This window comes from Acinetobacter sp. YH12027, assembly GCF_013420085.1.
GTDB classification, from domain to species: Bacteria; Pseudomonadota; Gammaproteobacteria; order Pseudomonadales; family Moraxellaceae; genus Acinetobacter; species Acinetobacter amyesii.
The window spans coordinates 1-23,462 of the sequence record NZ_VOYW01000011.1 but is presented as its reverse complement, the minus strand read 5'-3'; the positions used below and the strand labels follow the sequence as shown (position 1 = coordinate 23,462).

Below are 23,462 nucleotides of genomic sequence, written 5' to 3'. Positions count from 1 at the left end.
GAGTTGAGTTGAGTTGAGTTGAGTTGAGTTGAGTTGAGTTGAGTTGTCGTAGAGGTTGATTGTGGCTTTCCTTTAGCTAAATTGTCAGTTTTTATTTTTCAATAAGCATGGGCTTAGTATTTTGAATTTTAGCTCTTTTTATGAACTAGGGTTTAAAGTTTGAAGCAATAAAAAAGAGAGCCATAGGGCTCTCTTTTTGTGCTGAATAATCGGTTAGATTATTGAGCTTCAGAAGCAGCAGCAGTAGCTTCAGAAGCAGCAGCAGTAGCTTCAGAAGCAGCAGCAGTAGCTTCAGATGCAGCAGCAGAAGCTTCAACAGCAGCAGCGTCAGACGCAGCTTCAGCTTCAGAAGCAGCTTCTACAGCTTCAGATGCAGCTTGGTTAGCGTCAGCAGCAGCATCTTCAGTTTTTTTAGCACAACCAACGAAAGCTAAAGTAGTAGCAACTGCAGCAGCAATAGCGATTTTTTTGAATAACATGGCATCACTCTCTAAAATATGAGATTAAAAAATAACCTGCGTTAGTCTGTTGTGTGCTTTTATTATGCCTAATTTGAATAGGTATTAAAAATGCATAGAGCAGTCTAACTGGTCTGCGTGTATGCTATCACTGAGTATTTTGAAATGCTACTAGTGACTTTGAAAAAACCGTTAAAAATAGGTGAAAAACGGCCATTTTTTAACAGAAAATAACAATTAAGAGAAAGTTTTATATTGGCGAAATAGCAAATAAACTACTAAAAAGAATAGGGTTTTTTAAAATATATTTTTTATAATCAGAAGCTTGAAAATAAGTTTACATGGAAATCCATCAAATGTTTCTTTGTGTAACCAAAGTCAACCAAATAAAAAGGCCATCGTTATAGATGGCCTTTTCAGTCAAACATTCAACTTAGTTGGATGCTTTACGTTTCATTTGATCAAAGAAATCATCATTGGTTTTGGTTTCTTTCATACGATCAAGCAAGAATTCCATCGCTGCAAGTTCGTCTTGTGTATGAAGCAATTTACGTAAAATCCAAACTTTACGGAGGTTATCTTCAGACATTAGGCGCTCTTCACGACGTGTACCTGATTTTTTGATGTTCATCGCAGGGAACACACGTTTTTCAGCAATACGACGGTCTAGGGTAATTTCTTGGTTACCTGTACCTTTGAATTCTTCGTAGATCACTTCATCCATCTTACTGCCAGTTTCAATCAACGCAGTTGAGATAATTGTCAGTGAACCACCTTCTTCAATATTACGTGCTGCACCGAAGAAACGTTTTGGACGTTCTAAAGCATGGGCATCCACACCACCAGTAAGAACTTTACCAGATGAAGGGATTACAGTGTTGTAAGCACGTGCTAAACGAGTAATTGAGTCAAGCAAAATCACTACATCTTTTTTGTGTTCAACAAGACGTTTAGCTTTTTCAATCACCATCTCTGCAACTTGAACGTGACGAGCTGGTGATTCATCGAATGTTGAAGCAACCACTTCACCACGAACAGTACGTTCCATTTCTGTTACTTCTTCAGGACGTTCGTCAATCAGAAGGACAATCAAGAAACATTCAGGATTGTTACGAACAATCGACTGAGCGATGTTTTGTAACAACATGGTTTTACCCGCTTTTGGCGGTGCAACGATAATTGAACGTTGACCTTTACCAATCGGAGCAACCAAGTCGACCACACGCGCAGTTAAGTCTTCTGTTGTACCATTACCTAATTCCATTACCAATTGTTCGGTTGGAAATAAAGGTGTTAAGTTTTCGAAAAGAATCTTATTACGTGAGTTTTCGGGTGTGTCGTAGTTAATTTGATTAACTTTTAATAATGCAAAGTAACGTTCGCCTTCTTTAGGTGGACGAATCGTACCTGTAATAGTGTCACCAGTACGAAGGTTGAAGCGACGGATTTGTGATGGGCTCACATAGATATCGTCAGGGCCGGCTAGGTAAGAACCCGCTGCAGAGCGTAAGAAACCAAAGCCGTCCGACAGAATTTCTAGAACGCCATCACCAAAAATCTCTTCGCCGTTCATTGCGTGGCGCTTTAAGATGGCAAAAATAATATCTTGCTTACGGTTACGAGCCATTCCTTCGAGGCCCATAAACTCGGCAATCTTGATGAGTTCGCCAATCGGTTTTTTCTTGAGTTCGGTTAAGTTCATAGGTGGTCAGATAGAATCTAAAATTCTGAGGTACAGGTTGGAAAAGGGAGCAACAAATGTGCCGCGATCATGCAAGAAACGATAGCAATTGGTTTGCACAAAACAATTCAGAGATCTGATTCGTTATATGAAGAGAGATGTGAAAAACAATTCTGTTGCCGAGCGGCATTTTATGTGTTGTGTTGTAAGAAAATGACAGGATTTGAGATCCTTAATTTCTTGAGTAAACAATATAAGAGAGAACACAGCATTTGTCAATTTATCAACCAAAAAAATACGCTGTGTAAAACAGCGTATTTTCGAGTGTTATTATCGAAAAAATATTAGATGTTTTCTTCGATGAAAGCTGTCAATTTAGATTTTGGTGCGGCACCGACTTGGGTTGCTACAACTTCGCCGTTTTTAAACATTAATAATGCAGGAATGTTACGGATGTTGTAGTTTACAGCTGTTTGTTCGCAAGAAGTTACGTCTACTTTAACGATTTTAACTTTGCCTTCAAACTCAGTTGAAAGTACTTCAAGTACAGGTGCAATGGCTTTACAAGGAGCACACCAACCTGCCCAGAAATCTACAAGTACAGGAGTATCAGACTCTAGTACATCGGCTTGGAAGTTTTCATCAGTTGTATTTACGATATTGCCAGACATGGATTTTGCTCCGGAATTAATTTTTAAGTTGACTCTATGTTTATAAGTATTACATAGCCAACTATAACAATGTAGGGGGTTATGTAAATTTTCGACCTGAATGGTCAGTTTGTCTAATGGATGATCACGATGCCGATGATCGTGTATGACTATCATTGCTTCAGATAAAAAATCGATAAGTTCCGCCCGAACTACTCATAAATGGCTTTTAAATTGCATGTATGTGAATTAATCTAAGCACAATTCTGAACAGGTTTTTTTGAATAATGTCTGATTTTTTGATTGATGAAGAATTACTTGCTGCTATCGATATGGGATCGAACAGCTTCCACTTGGCTATCGCACGCGTAGACCATGGTGAAGTGAAAAAAGTTGCATCAATGTCAGAAAAAGTACAGCTTGCCGCAGGTCTAGACGAAAATAAAAATTTGACTGAAGCCGCACAGCAACGAGGATTAGCCTGCCTAGCACGTTTTGTGGGGCGTTTAAATCCTGTACAAGCTAACCGTTTACGTATTGTGGCGACTAATGCCTTGCGTCAAGCAAAAAATGGTCATGAATTTATCCAAAAAGCCGCTGAAATTTTACCAAAACCAATTGAAATCATTGCTGGTCGTGAAGAAGCCCGTCTAATTTATTTAGGGGTTTCACATACTATGGCAAATAGTGGTCGCCGCCTTGTGATTGATATCGGTGGGGGTTCAACAGAGTTGATTATTGGTGAAGAGTTTGAACCGATTCATACAGAATCTGTGCAAATGGGCTGTGTCGCTTTTACCAAAGCGTTTTTTGCTGATGGTGAAATTAACCTGAAAAGTTTTGATAAAGCGGTAAATGCTGCTCGCAAGGAAATCGCAGGCATTGCCAACACTTATAAAGCTGCGGGCTGGGATACTGTTGTCGGTTCAAGTGGCACGATCAAAGCATGTCGTCAGATTTGTGTCAATATGGGCTGGAGCAACGATCAGGAAGAACTGACACGTGACGGTTTATTTAAACTCAAAGATAAATTGCTTAAATATAAGCATGTCAATGAAATGGAATTTGATGGTCTAAAAGAAGACCGTCGAGCAGTTTTGCCAGCCGGCATTGCCATTTTGTATGCAGTCTTTGATGTGCTGAATATCGATAAATTGGTTTATTCTGATGGCGCGTTACGTGAAGGCGTGATGTACGACCTCTTGGGACGTTTCCAACATGAAGATGTTCGTGACCGTTCTGTACATGCGTTGATGGGGCGCTACAACGCAGATATGAAACAAGCTGAACGTGTGGTCAATACCGCTCAACAACTGTTTAATGGTGTGGCGACCGCACTGAATTTGACCAGTGATGACAGTGATTTACTGCGTCGTGCAGCGTATTTGCATGAAATTGGCTTAGCGATCAGTCATAGTGGATACCATCGTCATGGTGCTTATTTACTGCAACATTCGGATATTCCGGGTTTCTCACAAATTGATCAAAATCATTTGTCGCATTTAGTGGCGCATCATCGTCGTAAGTTACGCAGTGATGCACGTGTCGATGTGATGAAAGTCGGTGGTAACAAACTTGTTTACTTATGTCTATTGCTTCGTTTAGCAGTTTTATTAAATCATAGTCGCAGCGATGAGATGCTTCCTGCCATTGAATTAAGCGTGGACAATGCGCAACAATGGCAACTTAGTGTTTCTGGTGATGCCAAACAGTGGCCTTTGTTGGTTGCAGACTTGCATGATGAGCAGGTGCAATTTAAGCATTGGGATATTGAACTGAATATCCAGTCGGAACAATTTATCAATTAACAGACCAGTTAAGTTAGGGATAATGATCGACCTATGAAAAATAAAGCAGCTCAATCTAAAGCCTGGACTACGGTTCAGATCGCACGTCATCCTGAACGTCCGCAGTTTTTGGATTATGTTGGCGAAATTTTTACAGAGTTCGATGCTTTGCACGGTGACCGCCTATTTGGTGATGACGGCGCGATGATTGGTGGTTTGGCTCGTTTAGATGGTCAGCCTGTGATGATTGTAGGTCAGCACCGTGGTCGTAGTACACGTGAAAAATTACAACATAATTTTGGTATGAGTAACCCCGAAGGTTACCGTAAAGCACAGCGTTTATTGGATATGGCCGAGCGTTTTAATCTGCCAGTCTTTACCTTTATTGATACCATGGGTGCGTACCCAGGTGTGGGTGCAGAAGAGCGTGGTCAGGCCGAAGCGATTGCAACTAGCTTAGCTCAGCTTTCTTCACTCAAAGTGCCTGTAGTGGCAACGGTATTGGGTGAAGGTGGTTCGGGTGGTGCGCTCGGTATTGGCGTGGCTGACCGTGTGATTATGCTATCTCACAGTATTTATTCAGTGATTTCACCTGAAGGCTGTGCATCTATTTTGTGGAAAACTGCAGAGAAAGCAGAACAAGCAAGTGAAGCATTGGCATTGACGGCAGATAAATTGCAGAAGATGGGCATTGTGGAATACGTGGTGGACGAAGCGGAGGGCGCACATTTAAACCCTGAAAAAGTCATGCAGGATTTGAAAGTGGTCTTGAAGCAAGCTCTAGAAGAACTGCAACCAATGGATGCAAACGAACGATGCGAAGCGCGTTATCAGCGTTTAATGAAGTTTGGCAGCGACAATTTAGGGCTGACTGCTTAAGTCAAATTCAGGCGCTGCCTGAACAAAGCCGATTTTTAATAGGATGTAGTGGTGGCATGGATTCCATGTTGCTGCTGCATCTTATGTCGTTTTTGTGCCCTGAAAAAATACGGGTGATTTATATTGATCACCAACTACAAGCGTGTAGTCATGCTTGGGGCGAGTTTGTACGCGCTCAGTGTGCAGCGCTGAATCTTCCATTCATCATACAAAAAGTTCAGGTTGCGCAAGGTAACCTTGAAAATCAAGCCCGCTCAGCCCGCTATCAAGCCTTTGTCGAACATTTACAAGCAGATGAAATATTGGTACTCGCGCATCATCAGCAAGATCAAGCTGAGACACTGATGTTGCGGCTACTTTCAGGTGCCGGTGTCCATGGCCTTGCTGCCATGAAAAAATTCGATGTGCGTGAAGATTTTACATTATGGCGTCCGCTATTAGATCTTTCACGTGAGCAAATTTGCCAATGGGCAGCACAGCTGCATGTGCAAAATATTCAAGACCTCACCAATTTTGATACCGACTATGACCGTGCGTGGAGTCGTGAGATTTTGTGGCCGTTACTCAGCGATCGATTTCCTAAAATGCAGCAAGCCTTGAGTCGAACCAGTTATTTGATGCAAGATGCTGATGAAATTTTATATGAGGTGTTGCAGCAAGATTTAGCGGCCTGTGGTTCATCGCAAATGTTATCTTTGGCTGCTTTACAACAGCTCAGTCAGGCACGTCAGCGTCAGTTGTTATCGCACTGGATGAAAGGTGAGGGGCAATATCGTCCAAGTTTTGAAATGGTACAGCGTTTATTTTCAGAAGTGATTGGCTCACGCGAAGACTCGCAAGCGGCATTACACTGGAATGGGTTTTATTATCTGCGCTTTCAACAGCAACTTCATCGGATTGCCAAAGCGGATTATCTTCAAACTGACCCCATTCAAGAGGTTGAGGTTATAACTTGTGTTGCAGGTCAGTGCCACAAGTTGCCTGCCGGACATTTTGTGATTCAACCCTCAGAGGTTGGCTTATCACCTGAATTATTGGGGCAGCAACTGCAGATTCGCCCACGTCTTGGCGGCGAAAAAATTCATTTGTATGGTCGTGTCGGAAGTTGGCCGTTGAAAAAAGCCATTCAGCAGGCGCAAATTTTTCCATGGCAGCGTCATACTATTCAAATATTAAGCCGAGATAATGTTATGCTAGGCGTCTTTACGCCTCAGGGCTTTTGGTTGGCACAGTCTGAATTTTGTACTCAAGCTGGCTGGCAACCGACATTATCTCTTAACGCTAAATCTGCAATATCGGATCTTCAATCATGAGCGCAATTCTAAATTGTAATATCAGTTTCATTGGTGGCGGCAACATGGCACAGGCTTTAATTGGTGGCCTAATTGCACGTGGTGTCCCGACGACACGTATTACAGTTTCAGATCCCGTAGAAAAAGTACGTGAGCTTTTGGCTGAAAAAGATTTGCATGTGACCGATGATAATGTTGCGGCAATTCGAGATGCTGATATTGTACTTTTTGCCGTTAAACCTCAGGTGTTGGCAAAAGTTTTGGCACCATTACAAGGGTTGCTAGAAGGGAAGTTGGTGATTTCAATTGTTGCAGGTGCAGAAATTGCAACGATTTCAAAACTATTAGGCACAGAGCGTATTGTTCGTGTCATGCCAAACACACCTGCTTTAGTTCAAACCGGTGCGCATGGTTTGTATGCAGGTGAAGCGGTTTCGGCTGAAGATCGTGATCTTGCAAGTCAAGTTTTGGCTTCAACGGGTTTAACACTTTGGGTAAACTCAGAAGCGCAAATTGATGCGGTAACAGCTGTTTCTGGCTCAGGTCCTGCATACTTTTTCTATATGATGGAAAGTATGATCCGTGCAGGTAAAAATATGGGCTTGGATGAAAAAGTAGCTACAGCACTCACCTTGCAAACTGCATTAGGTGCCGCACAAATGGCAATTACCAGTGCTAACAGTCCTGCGGAGTTACGTAAAAATGTAACCTCTCCAAACGGTACAACACAAGCCGCGATTGAAGTGTTTGATCGTGCTCAGATTTCACAAAATATTCAGGCCGCTTTAGCCGCAGCGCAAAAGCGTAGCCAAGAGTTGGCACAAGAGTTAAGCGAAAGCACCAAATAATTCGATTTGATTTAGGAAAGTTCAAGTATGGGCTCTGCTCAAATTTTTGGAATCATTATTAACGTTGCAATTTTGCTCGTATTTTTCCGTTTTTTAATGCAGCTTGCTGCGGTCAGTCCATATAATCCTGTGGTTTTGGCTACAGCAAAAGCAACAAAAATTGTCGATATCTTTAGCCGAATTTTCCCAACTTTGGCCAAAGGTCGAGTCAATACCGCAGCTTTGGTGTTGGTGGTGATTCTGTATTTGTTAAAAATGTTTGGTTTGATGTATTTGTCTGGCGTGGCAGTGAATAGTCCATTCCATCTGATCATTATGACCTTTGTGACCATGATTCAGGATTTAATCCGTTTCTGTCGTTACTTAATTTTTGCATCGATTATTTTGAGTTGGGTCGTGATGTTTAGTCAGTCACGTTCGCCTTATATTGAAGTGGTTCAAGAATTGGCAGAACCGCTACTTGCACCATTCCGTCGTATTCTTCCAAATATGGGGATGATTGACTTGTCGCCAATTTTTGCGATTTTGGCATTGTTGGTTGCGGAAACCATTATGAAGCAAGTCGCAATTGCATTATTGACTGGTCTTTAATCTGAGCTAAGACGAGTTGAATAAAAAAGGACGCCGAGGCGTCCTTTTTTGTGGATTTAAATTGAGGTCTAAAACAAGAAATTTCTTATTTAGTAGCAATATCTCACCTCCATCCAACCTTCCTCCTAGAGGGAGAAAGGCGTGAATGAATTAGTGCGCTTCGTCCCAGTTATTGCCTTGACCGACTTCCACGATCAGTGGAACGGAAATTTTCAACACAGACTGCATCACTTCAGTCAGTTGGGCAGAGAGTTCATCGGCAATTGCAGCATCAACTTCAAACACCAATTCATCGTGTACTTGCAGTAACATTTTGGCTTGATCTTTCGGTAAGATTTTATCGACGGCAATCATGGCCAATTTAATAATGTCCGCCGCAGAACCTTGTAGCGGCGCATTGATCGCTGCACGTTCAGCACCTTGTTTCACCATTTTGTTGCTTGCCATAATGTCTGGTGTATACAGACGACGACCTAAAATGGTTTCCACAAAACCTTGTTCACGTGCGACTTGGCGAGTACGTTCCATATATTCCAAAACACCTGGGTAACGTTGGAAGTATTTACCAATATAGTTACGCGACTCTTCACGAGTGAAACCTAATTGACGAGTCAAACCGAATTCTGACATGCCATAGAGCAGACCGAAGTTCACCGCTTTGGCTTGACGACGTTGGTTGCTGGTCACTTCGTCGAGTGGAATACCCAAAACTTCTGCCGCAGTCCGTTTATGTACATCTTGCCCATGATTGAAGGCATCGACCAAGGCATGATCTTGCGAGAAATGCGCCATTAAACGTAATTCGATTTGCGAGTAATCGGCTGCCAATAAAATGCGACCTTCAGGTGCAATAAAGGCTTTACGGATTTGACGTCCAATATCTTCACGGACAGGAATGTTCTGTAAGTTTGGATCGGTAGATGACAGACGACCTGTAGCCGTTAAAGCTTGGTGGTAACTGGTATGCACACGATGTGTGTCATTATTCACTTGTTTTAACAGACCATCGGTATAAGTGCTTTTCAGTTTAGAGAGACCACGATATTCCAAAATTAAGTCGGTAATCGGATGGTCGATTTTTTCTAAGACACTTTCACTGGTACTGTACTGACCTGTAGAGGTCTTCTTACCGCCTTTTAAACCTAATTTATCAAACAGAATCTCACCAACTTGTTTTGGTGAGCTGACATTGAAGCTTTGACCCGCAAGATCGGTAATTTCTGTTTCTAAATTTTGAATGGTATTGGCAAATTCCACACCGAGTTGGTCGAGGAAGTTCATATCTAGCTCAATGCCGTTTTCTTCCATAGAGGTTAGAACACGGGCAACCGGCATTTCAATATTGTGCAAAATATTGATCAGTTCCGGATGGGCTTGTAACTTTTTATCGAGTACTTCATACAGACGATAGGTCACATGGGCATCTTCTGCGGCATAATGGGCTGCAGTTTCAAGCTCAATTTGGTTAAAGGTCTTTTGTTTTGCACCTTTGCCCGCCACTTGTTCGAACGTCGTTGTGAGATGACTTAAATACAAACGCGCGACGTCATCCATTCCATGACGAGTTGCCACAGAGTTGAGGACATAAGAGGCTAACATGGTATCGAAATACCAACCTGCCAAATGAATACCATGATTTTCTAAGACATGTGCATCATATTTGAGATGATGACCAATTTTTTGTACGTCATTATCTTCAAGTAAAGGTTTGAGTTGATTCAGAATTGTGTCGCGATCAAGTTGTTGCGGCGCACCTTCATAATCATGCGCAAGCGGCACGTAATAGGCATCATGTGCATCTAAAGCCACCGAGAAACCTACAATCTGCGCCACGCGGTAGTCAAGGCTAGTGGTTTCGGTATCAAAGGCAAAACGCTTTTCAGTACTTAGACGCTTGAATAACACATCCCAATCTTCTTGGGTCAATACTGTGTGATAACGTGCTTCACCGAGTAAATCATCAACACTGGTTTTGTCCGCTTGATCTTCCACTTCGGGTGCATTGGCTACAGTCGCCGTGGTGTTGATGGCTTTGGCTGCTTGTTTGTAGGTTGCACCATTTGGGTTGTTCGGATGATCTAATGACTGCAGTTGGTTACGGAATTCTAGTTCAGTATATAAATCACGAAGAGCTGGAATATTTGGATCAGCAAGTTTCAAATCTTCGTATTTAAGGCCCATGTCGAGGTCGCAAACAATGCTCGCCAGTTGGTGGTCAAGAGTAATCCCTTCGACATTGTCTTTAATGTTTTGACCGACTTTACCTTTAATACTGTCAACATTTTCTAAAATGCCGCCAATCGAACCGTACTCGGTTAAAAGTTTCGCTGCTGTTTTTGCGCCAACACCGGGCACACCACGGATACCATCAGAGGCGTCGCCCATCAGCGTGAGGTAGTCAATGATTTGATTCGGCCACACCCCAAATTTTTCAAAAACGCCTTGAACGTCCATCGGTTTGTCTTTGAAGCTGTCTTCTAAAGTGACACGCTCAGTAACGAGCTGCGCCATGTCCTTGTCACCGGTGGAGATCAAAACTTGATGACCGGCTGCTTCAGCGCGTTTGGCTAAAGTTCCGATAATGTCATCGGCCTCAGCGCCCGGCAACATATGCAGCGGAATCCCTAGAGCACGAATTAATGCATGAAGATATGGAATTTGTTGTGATAATTCTTCGGGCATACTTGGACGGTCACCCTTATAAATTGGGGACAATTCATGACGGAAGGTTGGTTCAGGTGTGTCGAAAATAACGGCCATATGCGTCGGTTGGATACGACGCATTAATTTTTGGATGGCAGAAATGGCACCTCGGATTGCATTGGTATGCAAACCGGTTGAAGTGGTTAATGGTGGCAGTGCATGGTAAGCACGAAATAAAAAGTATGAGCCATCGACCAAGACAAATGGTGGCATTGATAATTTCCTAATCCTAAAAACGGTTTTATTGTACGTGATTTTTTGCCCGCACGCAGAGTCTAGATTGTATATGTAACTTACCGAATCACTGATGAATAGTTTTAATCCATCCGTCGGGCTCATGTATCATCAAAACATTCAGGAAAATGACGAAGCAGGTATGCTGAAACAGAATAATGAACTCAAGATGATTTGGTTGATGACGCTGATTATGGTAGGGATCGGGGCATGGTACTTAGACATCCGTATCTTGAGTTATATCAGTGGTATCGGTTTTATGCTCAGTTTGATGAATTATGTCGATGATTTACAGCACGGCGCTGATGCACTGAGTTCATCAAAACAACCATTCCAAGTGACATCAAAGGTTCCGTTATATATTGCATCGTTATTAACGGTCGTTGGGCTGTTAACAGAACTGGGATACTTGGTTGCGATTGGGATTAGCCTGTGGGTTTATTTTTTTCTGCGTTGGCTGAAACGATTAGAACGTCAGCTGCATTTATTGCAAGGACGTGCGCTCCAGTCGCAATCGATTCATGCAGCTACTTCAATATCAGCGCCTACAATAGACCGTCCTGAAAATTTTGATTCTGACGATACACCATCTGTACATCCCGCGACGGAAATTGGTACAGCTAGACATCAGGCAACATTCAATTCATCGTCTACTAATACACCATCCAAGATTGCGCCAAATCTATCTAATCAAATTCAGCAATGGCTTTTTCAAGGCAATCCCGTGTTGAAAGTGGCGGTATTGGTCTTGGTGATTGGCGTGGTGCTCTTACTTAGATTTGCCACAGAGCATTGGCAACTAAGCTTGGCCATGAAATTGCTGATTGTGAGTTTGAGCAGTGCTGGTGTTGTCGGACTGGGTTTTTGGCTACAAACCAAAAACCGCAGTTTTGCCTTAGCGCTAGAAGGTCTAGGTCTTGCAGCGCTGTTTTTGACTTTATTTTTTGCCTATTACAATGCCGTGATTCCGGGCTTTGGCATGGCCTGTGTACTGTATGCTGCACTTATGGCATTGACGATTTGGCTCAGTCTGAAACAACAGTCAGTTGAACTGGCGATCATGGCAATGCTGATCGCCTATCTTGCGCCATTTACCTTGCCTGTTCGTGATGCAACTGCAACGGAATTCATCGCCTATTATCTTGTGATTAATATTGCTGTTGCGGTCATGAGTACATTAAGACCGTGGAAATATCTGAATCAAATCGCTTTTTTGATGACGGTAATCATGGGTGGTGGATATGCTTTTTACCACGGATACACCACCGAACGTCAGATGATGAGCGTGCTGGTTTTAGCCCATGCCGCGATTTTTATCTGGCTTGGTTTTCGTTTTAGTCAGTTATTGGCGAAACAAGATCTTGCGCATTTTCAGCTTAAACCTGCCTTGGATATTGCACTGATTTTTGCTGCACCAGTGCTTGCTTATCTGGCATTGTATTTGATGTATTTTGAGGAAACCGTATGGCAGGCGGGGTATAGCTTGCTATTTGCAGCGCTTTTTGCCGCACTGTATAGCATCAGTAAACGTAGTGCTGTGATCCCACTGATTGCACAAAGTTATTTGAGTTTGACCTTAATTTTCTTGGCATTGATTCCACCGATAGTATTGAAAGAGCAGTGGAGTGTGGTCGGTTGGGCAGTTGAAGGTGCATTGATATTTATATATGCCCTATACAAGCAGTCCAATATCAGCCGTTATTTAGGCATGGCGCTCTTGGTGATGGCGGGTTGTTCAAGTCTGTATTATTTGGTTCAACTGCCACATTTCCCTGCACAGATGTATTGGGGCGTGTGTTTGAGCTATTTGGCGGCCATTATCGTGACGCATGCTGTTCCTGCATTTCATAAACAGCTTTCAAGTTCGAGTATTGCCTTTCAATGTGTGCAAATGCTCTCAGCAACCACCATGTTCATCATGTTGCTCTTAGATTGGCTGCAGACTAGCCATCAATTGGCCTTGAGTCTATTGATCGTCAGTGTGGCTTATCTGTTGGTGAATGAAGGCTTGTTAAAACGAAAAGCTTCGTGGAGTTGGTCCATCATTAAATGGACGGGTCTAGTGCCTGTTTATGTGATGGGGCTGTACCAAGTTATTTCAGTGAGTGAGAACGGTCAGTTACTTTGGCATTCAACGATGGAGCAGATGTATTTTGCATTCGCTGGGCTGAGCTTGACGCTGCTTTGGCTACGACCATTACTCGGTGTGCGTGAAGAAAAAGAGTGGGTCAGTCTCGGAATTTTGAGCAGCTTGGCGTGGACCAGTCTGACGCTGATACCCGGTATGCCGTATATCAGTGTGGTAATTTTGCCGCTATTATTTTGTGCATGGTGTTATTGGCAAGCCAAAGAACCTGTCTGGAAAATGTTTTGGCAAGCGCGTAGCAGTTTGTTTTTGGCTTTGAGTTGGATCATCAGTTCGCAATTATTTAGTCAGCAGGCTTTTGTGGGATATATCTTGCCGATACTGAATCCTTTTGATGCAGTGAGTTTGCTGTTGTTAGCGGCTTTTTTATGGATGTTGAATCAACAGTTAAAAGCCGGTTTAGATCGTAGCTTGGCTGCCGTGTTGAGTGTTCTTGGGCTACTTTGGTTAAGTAGCTATGTTGTGCTCCGCGCCTTACATATATATCTGGATACGCCTTATAACAGTTTAGACATTTGGAGCGATGCGACCATTCAGCTGAGTTTTACTGTGCTGTGGGTGTTATTGGCTTTGGTGAGTATGCGCTTTGCCACTCAGCGCCAATTACGTTCAGTTTGGCTACTTGGTGGCAGTATTTTGGTCTTGGTGACGTTGAAATTGGTCTTGCTGGATTTATCTCATGTCGGCACTCTCATGCGAGTGATTTCATTTATGGCCGCAGGTTTTGCCATGCTTTTGATTGCCTATATTGCCCCCATGCCGAATGACAAGATTGAACCATGATGAAGTTCTTAAACGTACTAGATCACTAAGCTGTAGAGGTCGTTGGCTATAAATAGTAGATAATAAAAAAGCCCTGCACATTTGATGATATGCAGGGCTTTTTATATCAATTCTATAAACCATTATTTGAGTTGAGGCTCTCGTTGGATTTCTTGTGTATTGGCATATTGATCGACGTCAGCATCGCTTGCTTGTGTAGAAAGCGGGTGGTCAACAAAACCCATTTTCGGGACAGGGATTTCAATTTTATTTTCGACAAAGGCATTTCGAATCCGTTCCTGCATTTCATCACGGACTTTCAGGAAATTCTCTCTTTGACACCAAATAGCAAAAAGCAGCTCAATGGAAGATTCACGAAAGGCAGTGACGGTCACGGCAGGTTTAGGGTCGGCCAAGACCAATGGATATTTACTGACGGCATCTAATAGAACTTCGCGAACTTTGATGATGTCTTCATGAAAGTTAATCGCAAGGGTAATTGGAATTCGCCGTATTGGAAACTTAGACAAGTTATGCACAGGTGCCCGAATCAGTTGTTCATTCGGCAAACGGACATAGACATTGTCTTGCGTGAGTAATTTGACCGACAGTAAATCAATCGAGATCACTTCACCTTCAATGGTATGCCCGCGAATCAGTGTTAATTGAATGGTATCACCGACTTCAAAAGAACCTTCACCGATCAAGAACATCCCGCTGATCAGGTTGGATGCGGACGTTTGCGAGGCAAAACCCAGTGCGACCGTTAAAATACCCGCTGCACCCAAGAACACGCTGAGTTTAAAGCCGGCTTCTTTTAAACTGGCCATCACAAAGATTAAAAAGATGAAATAGAAAATCCCGCGACGCCAAACCAACTGCTGATGGGCATTGAAACGCATACCTACAGTACGAATAAAGGTATTCGAGATAAAACGGGCAATCAGAAAGCCGATGACTGCCAATAATACAGCCACCAATAATTCCGTCAGCCGATCAGTATTGAGATTGGCGACCATTCCTTTTAGGCTGCTGGTAATTTCTGTCGAAATATTTAAATCTGCCATGGCTCACCGTTAGAAAAATGAATCAAACATATTGAACAGCACATTGGCTGACTCGCGTGGCGGATGCAGATAAGTCACGTCACCGGCTTGTGGCGGTGTACGGTTTTCAATTTTGACCCGCGGCGGTTTGTCATGACCCTCATGCACGACCCGAATTTGTGAAGTCCATAAACGTCCTGTACTTTCACTATAAAATAATGGCAAAGCCGGTACAGGGACATTCATACGGTCAAAGCGAATCTGTTGATTACTCACGTTATGAAACTCAATAGGGGTTACAGCACGAAAAGCACGAGGTTTGAGTTGTTTAAGTTCTGTACGACCATCAACTGCTGTGGCATAGCAAATTTCACCCATTCGATGATTCGGACCAAACCAGGTATCTTTTGGTAGAATAACAGGTATATCAAACAAGGGTTCTCTAAGACCTTCGACAAAGCCAGCAATCCACAGCGGTGTGCTTATATACAGTGTTCCGCGCTGTCCCGCAGGAATATAAATCGGATCGACCGGTTTAATCACCACAGAACGATCGGCCAAACGTGGCATGATTTGAATTTTGTCATGCGTTTGGCGGAACATATAACGTTCCATTTTAATGGGTTGTGGAAAACCAAATTCAGGGTCTTGTATCGGATGCCATTGTTGCTCATAGTCAAACTGAAAGGTCGGGCGATGATATTCCATACGCCACTCTTGCATGCCGCGCGTCACACGAAACAATAAAGACCCAAACTGCCAACTGCGCGGGTGATTCAGTTCAAATTGATATTCCCCCCACCATTTACGTTTTGGGGATTCCTTTTCAGTTAAATCATTTTCTAATGGCAATGCGTATATCCCTTGTCCTGATAAATCCTAAAAACAGACTTCACGCTGTCAGATGCTTAGAGTACACTCAAAACAACTTTTTTCATCATTATAATGCGTGATGCAAGTACTTAAACAATTACAAATACCATATAGTTTTGCCAAACGTCATGGCGTATTGCTTCGATATGAGGGTGATCAAGCTTTTATTGTACGTCGTGACAGCACGCCACTGTTGGCTTTACAGGAAGCACGTCGCTATTTAGGGCATCCTGCACAATATCAATTATGTAGCGAGCAAGAATTTAATCAATTACTCAGTGCAAGCTTTGCCGGAGACACCGGTGAGTCTCAACAAGTGGCAGCGGGTCTGGAAGATCATCCTGATTTACTTAGCCTTGCGGACTCTGTACCAGAAGCTGAAGATTTGATGGATCAGGAGGATGATGCGCCGATTGTACGGTTAATCAATGCCTTATTGTCTGAAGCGATCCGTGTCGGGGCTTCAGATATTCATATCGAATCTTTTGAAAAAAAGCTGTCTGTCCGCTTACGTGTCGATGGTCAGTTACGTGAAATTGTGCAGCCACGTCGTGAACTAGCACCACTGTTGGTGTCACGTATCAAAGTCATGGCCAAACTCGATATTGCAGAAAAGCGAATTCCACAAGATGGTCGTATTTCACTACGTTTGGCGGGCCGAGAAGTTGATGTTCGTGTATCAACCTTACCATCTTCCTATGGTGAACGTGTGGTGATGCGTTTACTCGATAAACAAGCTGGGCGTTTAAACATGACCCATTTGGGCTTGATGCAGCATGACTATGATCGATTGAAACAACTGGTACATCGTCCGCATGGCATTATTTTAGTTACGGGACCAACGGGTTCGGGTAAAACCACAACCTTATATGCGGCATTGTCTGATCTAAATGATGGTTCAAAAAATATTTTGACTGCGGAAGATCCAATTGAGTATCAACTTGAAGGGATCGGGCAGACGCAGGTCAATACCAAAGTGGATATGACCTTTGCTCGTGCATTAAAAGCTATGCTTCGCCAAGACCCAGATGTGGTGATGGTCGGTGAGATTCGTGATTTAGAAACTGCTGAAATTGCAGTACAGGCATCATTAACAGGCCATTTAGTACTTTCAACGCTGCATACCAATACAGCAATCGGTGCAGTGACCCGTCTTAAAGACATGGGGATTGAACCTTTTCTACTTTCAAGCTCACTGATCGGTGTGGTGGCACAGCGTTTGGTTCGAACCTTGTGCCGTCACTGTGCGACTTGGCATGATGCCGATGATTTTGAAAAAGACTTATTTAAGCATCTCGATACATCGACCGAATTAAAATTGCCACAACCTAAAGGCTGTGAACAATGCTCGCATACTGGATTTACAGGGCGTACCGCAATTTATGAAATCGTTCCAATTGATGAGCAAACACGTCGCCTCATTCATGGTAATGCTGCTGAGTTTGAGTTAGAAAATCATGTACGTGCAAATGCGGGTTCAATACGTGATGATGGATTGCGTAAAGTTTTGGCAGGTAAAACCACCATTGAAGAAGTGCTCAGAGTGACGAATGAAGCGGCTGAATAGTCAGTGTAAAATATAAATAAAGCCCCGAAGCCTGTGCATGGACTCGGGGCTTTGCTTTAGTTAATCTTTTCAAAATGAATAACAGCATCGTATGCTTTATCTGTCAGAGTGAGGTGAGTTGCATCACTGAGTTTCATTTCAATGCTATTGCTCTCTTTATATTTCAAAACATCATGGCTCACTTCGGCCATACCTGATGTAGTACTAGAAGTGCGCTCAGTATTATTTTTATCGAGCCAAAATTCGTCTTTAATTTGGTAGTCATCGCCTTGTTTGCTAATGGAAAGTTTGCGTAGGCTCTCCGTGTCAGGTGTTTGTTTCCATTCTCCTGAAAAATCAGGCGCAGGTGTTTGGCTACATGCGGCTAAGGCCAAGCTTAGAAAAAGCATCGAAAAGTATGTTTTCATTGTAAAGTCCTGAAAATGATTTTAATTTTTTTATGGATGTATAGTTAATTATAGTTTGAATATTAAACATTTTTTTAATTTTATTCATTATTCTTTCTATCGAATATCTCATGATTTTTTATTTCTAATTTGACTAAAAACAGCCCAAAAATATGGGCTGTACAGTCTTTCACTTACCACAAACTGACAATTTTCTTCATTAATTCAGCACGAATGGGCGCGGTTGGGTTACCTGCATTGCGCTGCGTTTCATTTTCATAAAACTTTTGCCAAGTTTGAACTATCTCTAAAGTGACATCTTGAGTTTTAAGCTTTTCAACGTCGGCTTTGGTGATATTGGCTAAGCGCGCTGCAGCACCTTCTGGGCCTGTACCCCAACCAATGATGCCTTGACCATAGGCAGGTAAAGACATGTTGTTCGGTGTTGGCGGTAGCGCAAGACGTTGAATATCTGGATTGACCAAGGATTTAATTTGAGGACGGACTTTTTCAGACAGGGTTAATTCGGCAAAACTTAGTGTGGATGCGCTGATTAGCAATGTACCGATAAGGAGAGATTTAAGCATCATAGATCAACAAATGAATGTAAATAAGAATCGTTATATATTTTAGCAAGGTTTTGGCGGCTGAATAAGAATATTTAAATGTATTGGAAATGGATAAGATTTTATTTTGAGCTCAACTGTAGATTTGTAGAAGTCAAAAAGTTCAAAGCACTATTTTATAAGAAATTAAAACAGTGCTTTGTATAGATAGCTGAAAATGGATTTAAGTCAAAACATTTAAAGTGACATTAATATTGTTTCGGGTCGCATTTGAATAGGGGCAAACAATATGTGCAGCATCGACCAATTTCTGTGCCTCGCTTGCATCCATACCCTCAAGATGAATATTAAGCGTCACTTCAATACCAAATCCTGTTGGAATAGGGCCGATACCAACATCACCTTCAACATAGGCAGCAGGGGCAATCGAAATTTTATCTCGGTTAGACACAAATTTCATTGCACCTAAAAAACAGGCTGAATAACCAGCGGCGAAGAGTTGTTCGGGATTTGTACCATTACCTGTACCCCCCATAATTTTCGGCACAGCCAATTGAACATCTAAATGACCATCGGACGTCGTTGCACGACCATCACGACCACCAGTGGCTTTTGCATGGGCTGTATAAACTGCTTTTTCTAAAGTCATTTTTCTAATCCCTCAGATGATGGTTCAAAATCATATCGTGGGGGATTTTGTTTAAATAATATTCAGTTTTTTTGTAATTTTATACAGAGTGAAAATCAATATTGAACCAAAACACGGTGCTGCATCAGTGGCATTGATGCACGAATCTGCTGCTGTTTGTCTAAGTCAAAGGGAACCGTAAGTAGTTGAGCGCCTTCTTCTGCGGTGATTGCTAAAATTTGACCACGGCTGTTGCTTGCTCCAGCATGCCCCCAAGTTTGACGTTTTTCACCATGCCAACCTTGTTGTGCGGCTCCTAGTACAGCACATTGGCTATCCATAGCACGGGCTTGCAGTAAGAGCTGCCAGTGCATTTCACCCGTGGTATAAGTAAAAGCTGCAGGCGCCGTTAAAATATTTGCACCTTGGCTACGAAGTTTCAAAGCCAGTTCAGGAAAGCGCAAGTCGTAGCACACCATCAGGCCAATATTGCCAAAAGGTGTTGTTGCAACTACGGTTTCAGTACCAGGTTCAAAAAATTTTGATTCTTGATAGCCACCGACAGCGTCACCAACTTGCACATCAAATAAATGAATTTTGTCATAACGTGCTTCGGTACGTTCAGGGCTGATACACAGGCTGACAGTACGGACACGGCCATCTTGAATGATTGAACCATCTGGACGATAAGGGCATGGGAGTGTGCCCGCAACAATCCAAAGTTGATAACGATGTGCGAGTTGTTCTAGTCGCTGCTGAATACTTTCAAATTGCGCCGCGGTTTCACGTTGTTTACCTGCGGCAAAGCAGACAAAATTTTCGGGGAATACAATGAGACTCGCACCTTGAGCCTGACTTTGTTGCATCAATGATTCGATCACTTTGAAGTTATCTTCAATGTCATTTTGAGAATTCATTTGTGCAACGGAAAGTAAAGTCATGCGAAGAGGGTCTCTGCTGTGATTAACCTAAATTAGACATTTTGCTGCTTGGGTTGCTCTAGATTGTCCTGCTCTTTTTGCAGTTGTTTGACCAAAGGCTCAAACATATTTTGGTTGCTATCATTTAGTTTCATCAGCGTTTTGTGTGCATCTAAAACCGTATTCAGCATATTGCTATGGGTAATGTGTTCTTCCATAAGTGCGCGAGTGCATACACTTGGATCACCACAATAATTCAAAATAACAAACACCTGACCTAAACCCATGCTATTGGCAAGCGTTGTGATATCAGAGTTTGTAGACAACATTACCGCTTGGATATGGTGAACTTGTTTGAGCTTCAAACCCAGTTTAGCCAAAATGCCAAGGACAGTACTATCGATAAATGTCGTTTGGGTTAAATCAACGATTGCACCGACGACATTTTGTTGCTGTTCAATTTTGTTTAATAACTTGTCTAGACTAATACAAGATTGGGCACGCACTTCGCCAATAAGCTTAAAAATATGCGTTCCGTTCAAGCTTGCATATTCAACATGACCTGTTGACATATAAATGCCATTTGCAGAGAAGGATAGTAAATTATCCCATAGGGGCACAGCTTACTCAAGTAGCCGAGTATGATCAGAAAGTCGTATTCGGTTTAAGTGATTGATTTCGTGATTAATTGATTCGACGTAAACTTAGGATGGCAATATCATCAGCAACATGGTCTGGTGCTTGAAATGATTGATTTTGCAAGTGATAAACCAATTGACCTAGCTGTTCATTCAATCCACCGTCAAAAGGTTCAAGTGCGCCATCCGAGCAAATTACAAAGCGAGAATAACGATTTAAGGTAAATTCAAACTCTTCAACTTCTAGATCTTCAGTTAAGCCGAGTGGGAAGCTGCTGGTATTTAAAATTCGTGCGGGAAGACCGGGTTCAAATAAAATGGCCGGCGGATAATGGCCTGCACTAGACCATTTCAAGACATGCGTATCGAGATTGAGTATCCCCGCAATCATGGTAATGTGCTTTTCAATATTTTCTTGAACCAACATGCCATTGAGCTTTTTGATGAGTTCTCTCGGGGTTTTTGAACGACCGTGGAAAGCAGCCATCCAAGAGGTCAGTAAACTACTCGTCACCCCATGACCAGATACATCTGCAAGATAAAACATGATTTCTTTATCGCTGATTTTCCAGTAATCGTACCAATCACCGGATAAATAGGCTGAAGGCTGGAAGAATGTTTCAATTTTATAGTTGTGGAGTTCAATCGGGTTGGGCAGTAAACGTTTTTGCAAATCTGCAGCAGAAGGGAGATCACGGCTGTCTTGATTGCGTTTGTATTGCGCATCAATTTTAGTGAGTGCCACCTGAAGGTTGGTTGGAATATGGTCCCACACCCATCCTGCTAAAGCACCTTGTTGCCACGCTTGAGCCAATGCAGCGCCCTCATGCTCAAAAGCGAGCACAATGGTAGGAAGTGTCCATTGGTGATTTAAAAAGTCGGCAACATCAGCAATTGCAATGATCGTTGGATCATACAAGTCTAGATCTTCAATGTTAATCATTTGTACGCTAGGAAGCGCATCAAGTACCTGATCTAAATATGGAATATCACGAGTAGGTTGAATGAAATACATAAAGAATTAGATGAATCCTTCGATAGACAATAAGTGTACTATAGCAAGCTAATGATGGCTGGAGGGAAAAACCACACCAGCCAATTGAAAAATTTTATTTATTCAGTTGTTACCGTGTCGGTATCATCTGAACTGCTGTCATCAATGAAATCGGTAGAATCATCAGATGAAACATCTGTTGAATTATCTTCAGATTCATCAATATCGTCATCTTCTTCATTAATAAATAAGTTTTCTTCAGCGATCCCTTTTTTCTCAGAAATTGAATAATTCAGGCGTTGTAAATAGATGTCGCGAATTTGAGCATATTTATCGCCTTGTAATACACCTTCAATATCCAGTAATTGAGCGCGAGTATCGATTCCACGTAAAGTTTGCTCAGACCAATACGCCACATCATGACCATCAAGCATATATTTCTGTGGACGTCCTTGACTATCTACTGCTAGACCGACGGTTTGGCGCAATGTGCTTGGACCAAGCACTGGTAGAACAATATAAGGACCAGAAGGAATACCGTAATAACCTAAAGTCGCGCCAAAGTTTTCATCTTCTGTTTCTAGACCTAGACGGCTTGCAGGGTCAGCAAAGCCTAAAGTTGTCAGTGTATTAACAGTAAAACGCCCCAGACTTTTTGCGGCACGTGTCGGTCGTCCTTGGATGAGTTGGTTAAACGCATTCCACGGTTCGCCCAAATTTTTACGGAATAAACGATAAGATTCACGAATATCCTTAGGAGTTTTCGCTACATATTGCACAGCAGCAGGGCGAGCAATATGGACATCTAAATAATCATTAAATGCGTAAACTTTCCGGTTGATCGGCTGAAAAGGGTCTTTATCTTCTTCTGATTGTGCTGCATTGGCATTTACAGATAATTTTTTTGCAACTTCAGATGACTTGACCATCGCAGCATGCGCAAGTTGTTGTGTTTTTGATTTATTGGCAGCTTCAGAGTCTTGAGCAACAGGTGCTGAAGACTCGTCATTTGCAAATACAGGTGTTGTTACGACAAGTGACAATAATCCTGCATATAAAAAAGAAGTTTGGCGCATATATAGTCCTGACGCTTTTAGCGCGGCAAAATGTTTGCCGTATAATAAGTAAAAACGTTCAAATAATCCTGATTTATTACTATTAAACCAAATTTGATCAAAATATGAATGAAAAAATGTAATTTGAGTGAAAAATGTGCGCTCAAAATAATTATTTTAAAAAAAGTGTTGCGTTGGATCAGAAATGCTGTAGAATGCACATCCATCGGCGGTGATGAAGATTAAAACTTCTGATAAAACAATGACTTAGTTGAATTGATTAAGTTGGGTTTTATTTAATAAGTTTAAAAATAATTTGAATTACTGGTTGACTCTTTAGAAATAAAGAGTAATATAGCCGACCTAGCTTGCTGGTGACGAACCAACAAGAAGATCATTAAGAGATTATGAAGAACAACTTGTGTGGATTTTTACTGGTTGATCGATCGAAATTATTTTCATTGATTGATGGTAGAAATTACTCGAAGTTTATTTGAGCAAATTTTTGTCAGTAATTGATGAGCCAAGATTGGTACCCTTTAAGGTACTATTGATTTTAAACTGAAGAGTTTGATCATGGCTCAGATTGAACGCTGGCGGCAGGCTTAACACATGCAAGTCGAGCGGGAATAGGTAGCTTGCTACCGATTTCTAGCGGCGGACGGGTGAGTAATGCTTAGGAATCTGCCTATTAGTGGGGGACAACATTTCGAAAGGGATGCTAATACCGCATACGTCCTACGGGAGAAAGCAGGGGA

20 protein-coding genes and 1 rRNA gene are annotated in these 23,462 nt (G+C 42.2%); 8 read left to right on the top strand and 13 right to left on the bottom strand.

All coding sequences use genetic code 11. From position 1 onward, the window contains the following. Window positions 1-218 precede the first annotated feature (218 nt). The 3 genes from FTT94_RS05090 to trxA form a co-directional block, all read right to left on the bottom strand. A complete protein-coding gene (locus tag FTT94_RS05090; RefSeq protein WP_180170331.1) occupies window positions 219-479 on the bottom strand; it encodes a hypothetical protein in 261 nt (86 codons plus the stop codon). A 412-nt stretch (window positions 480-891) separates the two neighbouring features. After that, on the bottom strand, window positions 892-2,160 hold the full coding sequence (rho, locus tag FTT94_RS05085; protein WP_067731074.1) for a transcription termination factor Rho: 1,269 nt from the start codon (window positions 2,158-2,160) through the stop codon (window positions 892-894). 323 nt (window positions 2,161-2,483) lie between these two features. Then, window positions 2,484-2,810 carry a thioredoxin gene (trxA, locus tag FTT94_RS05080; RefSeq protein ID WP_078192629.1) on the bottom strand — a complete coding sequence of 109 codons (327 nt, stop codon included), beginning with the start codon at window positions 2,808-2,810 and terminating at the stop codon, window positions 2,484-2,486. A 266-nt stretch (window positions 2,811-3,076) separates the two neighbouring features. Between trxA and ppx the strand changes: the two genes are divergently transcribed. From ppx to FTT94_RS05055, 5 genes are read left to right on the top strand one after another with little or no spacing between them, the layout of a single operon-like run. Further along, a complete protein-coding gene (gene ppx, locus FTT94_RS05075; RefSeq protein WP_168378483.1) occupies window positions 3,077-4,597 on the top strand; it encodes an exopolyphosphatase in 1,521 nt (506 codons plus the stop codon). A 33-nt stretch (window positions 4,598-4,630) separates the two neighbouring features. Beyond that, window positions 4,631-5,455 carry an acetyl-CoA carboxylase carboxyltransferase subunit alpha gene (locus FTT94_RS05070; protein WP_078189570.1) on the top strand — a complete coding sequence of 275 codons (825 nt, stop codon included), beginning with the start codon at window positions 4,631-4,633 and terminating at the stop codon, window positions 5,453-5,455. After that, entirely contained in the window at window positions 5,392-6,768 is a 1,377-nt protein-coding gene (gene tilS, locus FTT94_RS05065) for a tRNA lysidine(34) synthetase TilS (RefSeq protein ID WP_180055946.1), read from the top strand. Before FTT94_RS05070 ends, tilS begins: the two co-directional genes overlap by 64 nt. Then, window positions 6,765-7,595 carry a pyrroline-5-carboxylate reductase gene (proC, locus tag FTT94_RS05060; protein ID WP_168378486.1) on the top strand — a complete coding sequence of 277 codons (831 nt, stop codon included), beginning with the start codon at window positions 6,765-6,767 and terminating at the stop codon, window positions 7,593-7,595. Before tilS ends, proC begins: the two co-directional genes overlap by 4 nt. Before the next feature lie 27 nt (window positions 7,596-7,622). After that, window positions 7,623-8,186 (top strand): YggT family protein, encoded by a 564-nt coding sequence (locus tag FTT94_RS05055; RefSeq protein WP_078189567.1) that lies wholly within the window; start codon window positions 7,623-7,625, stop codon window positions 8,184-8,186. A gap of 150 nt (window positions 8,187-8,336) precedes the next feature. Here the strand turns inward: FTT94_RS05055 and polA are convergent, their stop codons facing one another. After that, window positions 8,337-11,102, bottom strand: coding sequence for a DNA polymerase I (gene polA / locus FTT94_RS05050; protein WP_180062973.1), 2,766 nt, complete (start codon window positions 11,100-11,102; stop codon window positions 8,337-8,339). Between the two features lie 163 nt (window positions 11,103-11,265). Here polA and FTT94_RS05045 point away from each other — a divergent pair, with 163 nt between their 5' ends. Beyond that, window positions 11,266-14,052, top strand: coding sequence for a DUF2339 domain-containing protein (locus FTT94_RS05045; protein ID WP_180170360.1), 2,787 nt, complete (start codon window positions 11,266-11,268; stop codon window positions 14,050-14,052). A 122-nt stretch (window positions 14,053-14,174) separates the two neighbouring features. On the opposite strand, the gene FTT94_RS05040 is transcribed toward FTT94_RS05045, so the two are convergent. Both FTT94_RS05040 and FTT94_RS05035 read right to left on the bottom strand, forming a co-directional pair. Beyond that, a complete protein-coding gene (locus FTT94_RS05040) occupies window positions 14,175-15,098 on the bottom strand; it encodes a mechanosensitive ion channel family protein (RefSeq protein ID WP_180005042.1) in 924 nt (307 codons plus the stop codon). A gap of 9 nt (window positions 15,099-15,107) precedes the next feature. After that, window positions 15,108-15,929 (bottom strand): hypothetical protein, encoded by an 822-nt coding sequence (locus FTT94_RS05035; protein WP_180005043.1) that lies wholly within the window; start codon window positions 15,927-15,929, stop codon window positions 15,108-15,110. Between the two features lie 100 nt (window positions 15,930-16,029). On the opposite strand from FTT94_RS05035, the gene gspE reads away from it, so the two are divergent. Further along, entirely contained in the window at window positions 16,030-17,517 is a 1,488-nt protein-coding gene (gene gspE / locus FTT94_RS05030; RefSeq protein WP_180170330.1) for a type II secretion system ATPase GspE, read from the top strand. Window positions 17,518-17,573: 56 nt separating this feature from the next. Here gspE and FTT94_RS05025 read toward each other — a convergent pair whose 3' ends face one another. The 7 genes from FTT94_RS05025 to FTT94_RS04995 form a co-directional block, all read right to left on the bottom strand. After that, window positions 17,574-17,924, bottom strand: a complete 351-nt coding sequence (locus tag FTT94_RS05025; protein ID WP_111884710.1) for a hypothetical protein — start codon at window positions 17,922-17,924, stop codon at window positions 17,574-17,576. A gap of 173 nt (window positions 17,925-18,097) precedes the next feature. Next, window positions 18,098-18,490 carry a DUF4951 domain-containing protein gene (locus FTT94_RS05020; protein ID WP_180005050.1) on the bottom strand — a complete coding sequence of 131 codons (393 nt, stop codon included), beginning with the start codon at window positions 18,488-18,490 and terminating at the stop codon, window positions 18,098-18,100. Between the two features lie 202 nt (window positions 18,491-18,692). After that, entirely contained in the window at window positions 18,693-19,118 is a 426-nt protein-coding gene (locus tag FTT94_RS05015; protein WP_078189560.1) for an organic hydroperoxide resistance protein, read from the bottom strand. Window positions 19,119-19,213: 95 nt separating this feature from the next. After that, window positions 19,214-20,038: a carbon-nitrogen hydrolase family protein gene (locus FTT94_RS05010; RefSeq protein WP_180170329.1), complete on the bottom strand. Its 825-nt coding sequence runs from the start codon at window positions 20,036-20,038 to the stop codon at window positions 19,214-19,216. A gap of 32 nt (window positions 20,039-20,070) precedes the next feature. Continuing rightward, window positions 20,071-20,589, bottom strand: a complete 519-nt coding sequence (gene gigB, locus FTT94_RS05005; protein ID WP_078189558.1) for an anti-anti-sigma factor GigB — start codon at window positions 20,587-20,589, stop codon at window positions 20,071-20,073. Between the two features lie 112 nt (window positions 20,590-20,701). Beyond that, a complete protein-coding gene (gene gigA / locus FTT94_RS05000; protein ID WP_078192616.1) occupies window positions 20,702-21,670 on the bottom strand; it encodes an RsbU family protein phosphatase GigA in 969 nt (322 codons plus the stop codon). A 98-nt stretch (window positions 21,671-21,768) separates the two neighbouring features. Further along, the gene (locus FTT94_RS04995) at window positions 21,769-22,725 is read right to left on the bottom strand and encodes a VacJ family lipoprotein (protein WP_180170328.1); all 957 of its coding nucleotides are present in this window, start codon (window positions 22,723-22,725) and stop codon (window positions 21,769-21,771) included. 537 nt (window positions 22,726-23,262) lie between these two features. Here FTT94_RS04995 and FTT94_RS04990 point away from each other — a divergent pair. After that, window positions 23,263-23,462 (top strand): 16S ribosomal RNA (locus tag FTT94_RS04990); the annotation flags it as partial.